Below are 6,946 nucleotides of genomic sequence, written 5' to 3'. Positions count from 1 at the left end.
GAGCGCAAGCTGCAGGGCTTCACGTCGCCAGGCTCAGCCCAGCGGTTCCTGTCGATGCACGCGGCCACCTACAACACCTTCACCGTTCCCCGCCACCTCGTCTCAGCCCCCACGCACCGACTCTTCCGAGCCGAGGCGTTCGCGACGTGGCGCAGGGCGGCTGGCGTGGCGGCTTGAAACTAGCCAGCGTACGATTTCCTGCGGCTACGTCCGACAACGTGACAAGCCCGTCTTCCGCACCCTTACGGAACGGTCGGCCAAGACAGTCGGTTCGTGCCTACAGCGCCTACCTCATGCGCTGACGATGATTAGGATACCTCGATGGCTACAGGCACCGTGAAGTGGTTCAACGAAACCAAGGGTTTCGGCTTCATCCAGCCGGATGACGGCGGCAAGGACGTGTTCGTGCACATCTCCGCTGTCGAGCGTTCAGGCATGCGCAACCTGATTGAAGGGCAGAAGATTTCCTACGAGATGGAGACCGACCGCCGCAGCGGTAAGGAGAGCGCCGCCAATCTGAAGAGTGCCTGAGCGGTCCCGTTCCAGGGTAAACTCGGAGGCCGCTATTGAGGCTTGGGTAACCGCGCTCCCGCATTCTGCCCTCGGGCCGTGTTGCGTATTTGGCCCCTGCCGTGAGGAACGGCATTGAGCCCCGTCAGCCTGTGATCAGATCGGGCGACGGGGCCGACACACGACCAGCGCAGACCGCCAGCAACGATCTGTTAACCATAACGGCCGAGGTAGCTGCCAGCGATCAGCTTGGGGCTGAGCGCCGAAACTCCGGGGTACGGTCTCACGGTGCGGCCTCGTCGGCGCAGTCGCAACAAGCCCGCACCCGGAACACCAGGGCGGCCTTACTCATCGTATCGAGCCGCTGGGTAGAGCCAGGGCTATATCAGCGCATGCGGCGACGGCCGACCGACATACGCTTCGGGCTTGCACCCGCTTAACTGCTCACGCCTTCTGATGCATCAAGCGCAGTCACTAAACCCGCTTGCAATGTTTATGAAGACAAATCTTAGAGACTATAGACGTATAAACTGAGACTTGTTTTTGTATTTTCACATCCGGCGCCCGTTATTCGGGGCAGTTCCGGGAACGAAAATCCAACTTTGGAGCTTGATGTAGGCGACACGCTTGGGCATTTCTTTGCTACGGGTCGGGCCGCGCAGAGAGGTACATGCATGGCATCCCAGTTTGGGGCCGCCACCGACAGCGCAGACGAACAGCGCTTCCGGCTTCTGGTCCAGTCGGTGACAGACTACGCCATCTACATGCTCGATCCCACCGGCATCATAACAAGCTGGAATCCTGGGGCGGAGCGTTTCAAAGGCTACACCGAGGCCGAGATCATCGGGCAGCACTTCTCGCGCTTCTACACCGAGGAGGACCGGCAGACCGGGTTGCCCAAACGGGCGCTCGCGACCGCGGCCAACGAGGGGCGCTTTGAGCAGGAAGGCTGGCGCGTGCGTAAGGACGGCACCCGCATGTGGGCGCACGTCATCATCGACCCGATCCGCGACCCGTCCGGTACGCTCATTGGCTTCGCCAAGATCACGCGGGACATCAGCGGGCAGAAAGTCGCACGCGAGGCGCTTCGCCAGAGCGAGGAGCGCTTCCGGCTACTCGTGCAGGGGGTCACCGACTACGCCATCTTCATGCTGAGCCCTGGCGGCTTCGTGACCAACTGGAACGCGGGGGCGGCTCGCATCAAGGGCTACACGGAAGCCGAGATCGTCGGGCAGCACTTCTCCCGCTTCTACACCGAGGAGGACCGGGAAGCCGGGGTGCCTGTCAGGGCTTTGGAGACGGCAAGACGGGAAGGCCGGTTCGAGGCCGAAGGCTGGCGGGTGCGCAAGGACGGCACCCGCTTCTGGGCGAGCGTGGTCATCGACGCGATCCGCGACGATACCGGGCGGCTTGTCGGCTTCGCCAAGGTCACCCGCGACATCACCGACCGGCGGAATGCGCAGGAGACCCTGGAGAAGGGGCGCGCCTCGCTGTTGCAGGCGCAGAAGATGGAGGCGCTTGGGGGCCTGAGTTCCGGCGTGGCACACGACTTCAACAACATCCTGACCGTTGTCCTCGGCAACCTCGATCTCCTGCGCCGCGCGCCGGAGCAGCGACGCGAGCGCCTGATCGACAACGCGGTCCAGGCGGTGGAGCAGGGGCGTAAGCTGACCCAGCAGTTGCTCGCCTTTGGGCGTCGCCACATGCACCAGCCCGAAGTTCTGGACCTGAACCGGCTGATCCTCAACATGGACGACATGCTGAGGCAGTCGCTGCGAGGGGACATCGACATGGTGTTCGATCTCGCGGATGAGCTTTGGCCCGCAGAGGTTGATTCGGCCCAGCTTCAAATCGCACTGATCAACCTCGCGGTGAATGCGCGCGACGCCATGCCCAGAGGTGGCCAGTTCCGGATCAGAACGGAGAATGTCACTGCGCCCGGCAGTGACGTTGAACAGAGCGTCGCGATCGCGGTGAGTGACGCCGGGTCCGGCATGCCGCCCGAGGTGGTCGCCCGCGCCTTCGAGCCGTTCTTCAGTACCAAGGACGTGGGCAAGGGTACGGGGCTGGGGCTGCCGCAGGTCTACGCCTTCGCCCAGCAGTCAGGCGGCTCCGTGCGCATCGCGAGTGAAGTCGGCCAAGGTACGACCTTCACGATCTCGCTGCCACGATCGCGGGAGCAGGTTGTGGAGCTAGAACGGGTGGGCAACGATCCTGGCGAGGTCGTGCGCCCGCTTCGCGTTCTGCTGGCTGAGGACAATGCGCAGGTGGCGGAAGTCGCGGCCTCGGTGCTGGCTGAGCGGGGCCACACGGTCGTGAGGAGCGCCAACGCTTCGGAAGCCCTGCACGTCCTGAACTCGGGGCAGCCCTTCGACGTGATCCTGTCCGATCTGGTGATGCCAGGAGAGATGAACGGGTTCGATTTGGCGCAGTATGTGCGCAGCCACTGGCCCGCTCTGCCAGTACTGCTTGCGACCGGCTACAGCGATCAGGCGGCCAGGGCGATCAAGGAAGGCTTCCCGCTGATCTCAAAGCCCTACAAGCCCGCAGCGCTCATCGTCGCTATCGAGAGAACGGCTTCGGCGGTCGCGATTTCTACGCGAGGAGGCAATGTCGTCCCTCTATCTCGCTCCGCGCCATAGTCCGTGGCCAGACCAGACCGAGGGCTTGGGCCTTGATCCGCCCATATGATCCGGTCCTGTTGTCCGCGAGCTGTGCAGATGGAACAAGGCGGGGAACCTCTACGGTTCATTGACTCCAACCTGCATCAGTCCGCAATGAGGGCCGATGTTGAACGACCTTCCCCAAGGCAAGACCACCTTCCGTGGTCGCGGCCTCGCGTTCGTTCATGGCTCTCGCATCGTTATGAAGGTCTGTCCGGCCTGTTCGCAGTGGAATGCCCCGAAGGCGGCCGACATGGGGGCTTGTCACGTTGTCGGACGTAGCCGCAGGAAATCGTACGCTGGCTAGTTTCAAGCCGCCACGCCAGCCGCCCTGCGCCACGTCGCGAACGCCTCGGCTCGGAAGAGTCGGTGCGTGGGGGCTGAGACGAGGTGGCGGGGAACGGTGAAGGTGTTGTAGGTGGCCGCGTGCATCGACAGGAACCGCTGGGCTGAGCCTGGCGACGTGAAGCCCTGCAGCTTGCGCTCTCGTCGTCGCACCGGGACGTGCGAGCTCTCGGCTCGATTGTTCGCCCGCTTCTCCTGAACGTGCGATGTCCGTTTCAAAGTCATCTCGCGAAGGGCAGCGCCGTAGGCCGGGCATTTGCCCGTGACCCACGCCTCGAGTTCCATGCCCTGCTTCGTCAGGAGCTTGCGCATCAACTTCTGGGCCGCGTGCTTGTCCCGCTTGGTTTGGACCAAGACGTCGAGCACCTCGCCTTCGGCATCGACGACGCGCCACAGGTACATCTGCTTGCCGCCGATCCGGACGAACACCTCATCGAGGTGCCAGCGCGCGTGCGGCTTCGGGCGCCTCTTCCGCAGTTCGCGCGCGATGACGGGACCGAAGGTGAGCACCCAGCGGCGGACGCTCTCGTACGTGACGATGATCCCGCGCTCGGCCAGGAGCTCCTCGACATCGCGGTAGCTGAGGGTGAAGCGAAGGTACATCCAGACGGCGCGCTGGATCACGTCACGTGGGAAGCGGTAGCCGGAGTACGAGAGCGGGCTCATACGGCCCGGCTACGATGCTGGATCGGTCGCGGCAAGCCGGCGACCTTGCCAACGTGACAAGCCCAGCGCAGGTACCAGGGGACCGCCTGCACGATCAGGGCTGCCTCGAAGTGCCGCCCCTTGAAGTCCGCCTTGGACCGGCGCTTCAGCTTGGCGGCAATGGCGTGGAGGATCATGGGCCGGCTCCAAGGCGGAGGCGGCAAGCTGGGCAGGTATGGCTAACGACCCGTGAACCTCAGCCCATTCGCGTTTGCGACACGCCCTGCACGGGTAGGCTGTAGCCGTGAGAAGCGGAGTCCTGCAACCGTGCGGGCGCGGGGAAGGCTCAGAACCGGCCGGCCGGTCCGGAGAGCCAGCGCATAAGGCCGTCCGAGGCGGCAACGCTCCGGTGGACTCCCACACGCGGCTCTTCGTCGGGCTCGTCGTCTCGTCTGACGACGTAAACCTCGCGGACGCTTGGGGTGTCGTCGTGGCTTTCAAGGCCGGCCGTCCGATACGGGGGCGCGACGGTCACGCGCTCGCGGCGTGCTTCCGCCCTCCTGACCGCGGCCCGGATATCGTCGGCAGCGGCGAGGGACGGCAGGTTCCGCGACGGCAGCGGCCGCGACTGGTGGGCAGGGCGTTGCTCCTCGGCGGCCCGGACGCGGGGATACCCATCATCCGCAGGGTCGGGCGCCCGGAAGTGTCGAGGGGCTTCCGCACCGCTCCGGCGAAGGCGCTCCTCGTCCGCTTCCGGCAGGCGAACGCGCGGGCGCGCCTCCGTCAGCTTGGTGCGGGGATGGTCGTGCGACTCCGAGGGCTGGATGCGCCTGAGTGCGTCCACGTCTCTGACCTTCGTGCGCTCCTCTTCCACGGGCGGTGCGACGTGCCTCGGGGCCTCCGCGGACAGGGCACGCGAGGGTACAGCCTCCCCGTCGGGCCGTGAGGCAGTCCTAGAGGAGTAGCGAGCCTGATATGGGCGAGTGCCATTGTCTCGGGAGGTCCGGATCAGCCCCGGGGCCTGTACAGATTTTGCCCGGGAAGGCCCGACATTCTCCTCGGACGGACGGGCGCGCTTGATGTCTGGCGCTGGGTCAGCCTGATCCTGCTTCGGGTGAGGAGTGTGCCCGTCGGATAGCGCGAGACGGACGGGCGCGGAAACCGGTCTGGCCTTCGAGGCGGGATCCCGGCCTTGATCCGCGACAGCTCCGCCCTCCTCGGCGGGCGCATCGGTAGGCCCGGGGGTGAATGTCAGCTTCGGCGGCTCCAGCGTGGCCTTGACCGGATCCGACCACGGCAGCGACTCGCCGTGGGCTTCCGCCCGCAGGCGCTGCGCGAGAGAGGGCGTTGCGGCATCGTGTAGCCCGGCCGCTGCCTCGCGGTGAGTCCCGCCTCGGGACATGTACACGCCTGTCGTGGTCACCCCAGCGACGAAGGCGAAGGCTACGGTGGACAGGAACCTCGCCGACGTGGCCATGGACTACCTCGTAGAGATTGCAGCTGGCGTATGGACCCTACGCGACGACGACGCAGTGCAAACGACGACCGTCAGCTCCCAAGTCGGCGCGGTACGAGAACCGGACACCGCAAGCGCCGGCTCATGGCCTTCTTGTCCAGCCTCGGTCAGYCGCTCGGCATTCGATGCGACCCTGAACCCCTCGCGGTCGAACACCTTACAGAGCAGTGCAGAGTGGAGCCTTATCAGCGACACCAGTCCGCCGCGGAAAGGTTCCCACGACACGACCGGCCTTGCCGCCACGAGGCAATACCCTCGTGCGCTGTCCTAAATACAGTACAGAACCTTATCGCCTGCTGCGCAAGAATAGAAACAGAAGAATAATAATCGGGATTGGTATCCCGATGAGCCATAGCAGGCCGCCCGTAAGCATTGTTTTCTCCCAAGCTGTGTAGCTAATGAAATCAGCCGGTAAAATGTTCCATCATGCGTATTCATCGCTTCCGCTGCGAACCTTGCTCGCTCTCATGCTTCCGGGCCAGCCGGACTGCCCGCTCGCGAACCGCAAGGGAAGAGGGTGGGGTATGCTTCGTCATGGCTCCAGTCTCTCAAGAGTTGGAGCCTCCGAAAATCCCGGGGGCGGCTCAGTTGCATGCGGTCCGGGCCTCCCGTGTAGCCGGCAACGCATTCCGTGCTCGCAGGTTCAGGGGTTGGCCGCGCGTCCCTCAAGACGCGCCAGCCGCCGCAAGTCGCGGCTGCGCACACCTGGATCCCCTATCATCCAGGGCCACAGCGAAGTCCCGGGCAACGCGCGAGAACTCCGGCGTCCGGAGGTAGCCGTACGACTTGTGATGGTTCGGCTCACCGTCGGGCCGCCTGTAGCCGTTCACGACCCGACGGTCGACGACACGCACGCCCACGTCACTCTGCCCGGCCCCGCTTCGTCAGGAGCTTGCGCATCAGCTTCTGCGCCGCTCGCTTGTCCCGCTTGGTTTGGACCAGGACGTCGAGCACCTCGCCTTCGGCATCGACGGCGCGCCACAGGTACATCTGCTTGCCGCCGATCCGGACGAACACCTCATCGAGGTGCCAGCGCGCGTGCGGCTTCGGACGCCGCGTCCGCAGCCCCCGCGCGATGACGGGACCGAAGGTGAGCACCCAGCGGCGGACGCTCTCGTACGTGACGATGATCCCGCGCTCGGCCAGGAGCTCCTCGACATCGCGGTAGCTGAGGGTGAAGCGAAGGTACATCCAGACGGCGCGCTGGATCACGTCACGTGGGAAGCGGTAGCCGGAGTACGAGAGCGGGCTCATACGGCCCGGCTAC

Annotated in this window: 3 protein-coding genes and 4 pseudogenes; 3 read left to right on the top strand and 4 right to left on the bottom strand. The window is 65.0% G+C overall.

Annotated elements, in window-relative coordinates:
• The 3 genes and pseudogenes from ACXJL8_RS29270 to ACXJL8_RS29260 form a co-directional block, all read left to right on the top strand.
• Window positions 1–177: pseudogene (locus ACXJL8_RS29270) on the top strand (IS6 family transposase); the annotation flags it as partial.
• Window positions 178–321: 144 nt separating this feature from the next.
• Window positions 322–531, top strand: a complete 210-nt coding sequence (locus ACXJL8_RS29265; protein WP_456686040.1) for a cold-shock protein — start codon at window positions 322–324, stop codon at window positions 529–531.
• Window positions 532–1,184: 653 nt separating this feature from the next.
• Complete coding sequence (locus ACXJL8_RS29260; RefSeq protein WP_456686039.1) at window positions 1,185–3,152, top strand: PAS domain S-box protein; 1,968 nt, start codon at window positions 1,185–1,187, stop codon at window positions 3,150–3,152.
• Between the two features lie 330 nt (window positions 3,153–3,482).
• Here the strand turns inward: ACXJL8_RS29260 and ACXJL8_RS29255 are convergent.
• The 4 genes and pseudogenes from ACXJL8_RS29255 to ACXJL8_RS29240 form a co-directional block, all read right to left on the bottom strand.
• Window positions 3,483–4,142 (bottom strand): annotated as a pseudogene (locus ACXJL8_RS29255) (IS6 family transposase); the annotation flags it as partial.
• A gap of 38 nt (window positions 4,143–4,180) precedes the next feature.
• Window positions 4,181–4,360, bottom strand: coding sequence for a hypothetical protein (locus ACXJL8_RS29250; protein ID WP_456686038.1), 180 nt, complete (start codon window positions 4,358–4,360; stop codon window positions 4,181–4,183).
• A gap of 1,984 nt (window positions 4,361–6,344) precedes the next feature.
• Window positions 6,345–6,536, bottom strand: a pseudogene (locus tag ACXJL8_RS29245) (hypothetical protein); the annotation flags it as partial.
• 10 nt (window positions 6,537–6,546) lie between these two features.
• A pseudogene (locus tag ACXJL8_RS29240) lies at window positions 6,547–6,933 on the bottom strand (IS6 family transposase); the annotation flags it as partial.
• Window positions 6,934–6,946: the final 13 nt, after the last annotated feature.

The sequence above is a fragment of the Bradyrhizobium sp. P5_C11_2 genome (assembly GCF_054049755.1).
The sequence above is the reverse complement of the archived record's forward strand: the minus strand, read 5'-3'. Positions and strand labels throughout refer to the sequence as shown.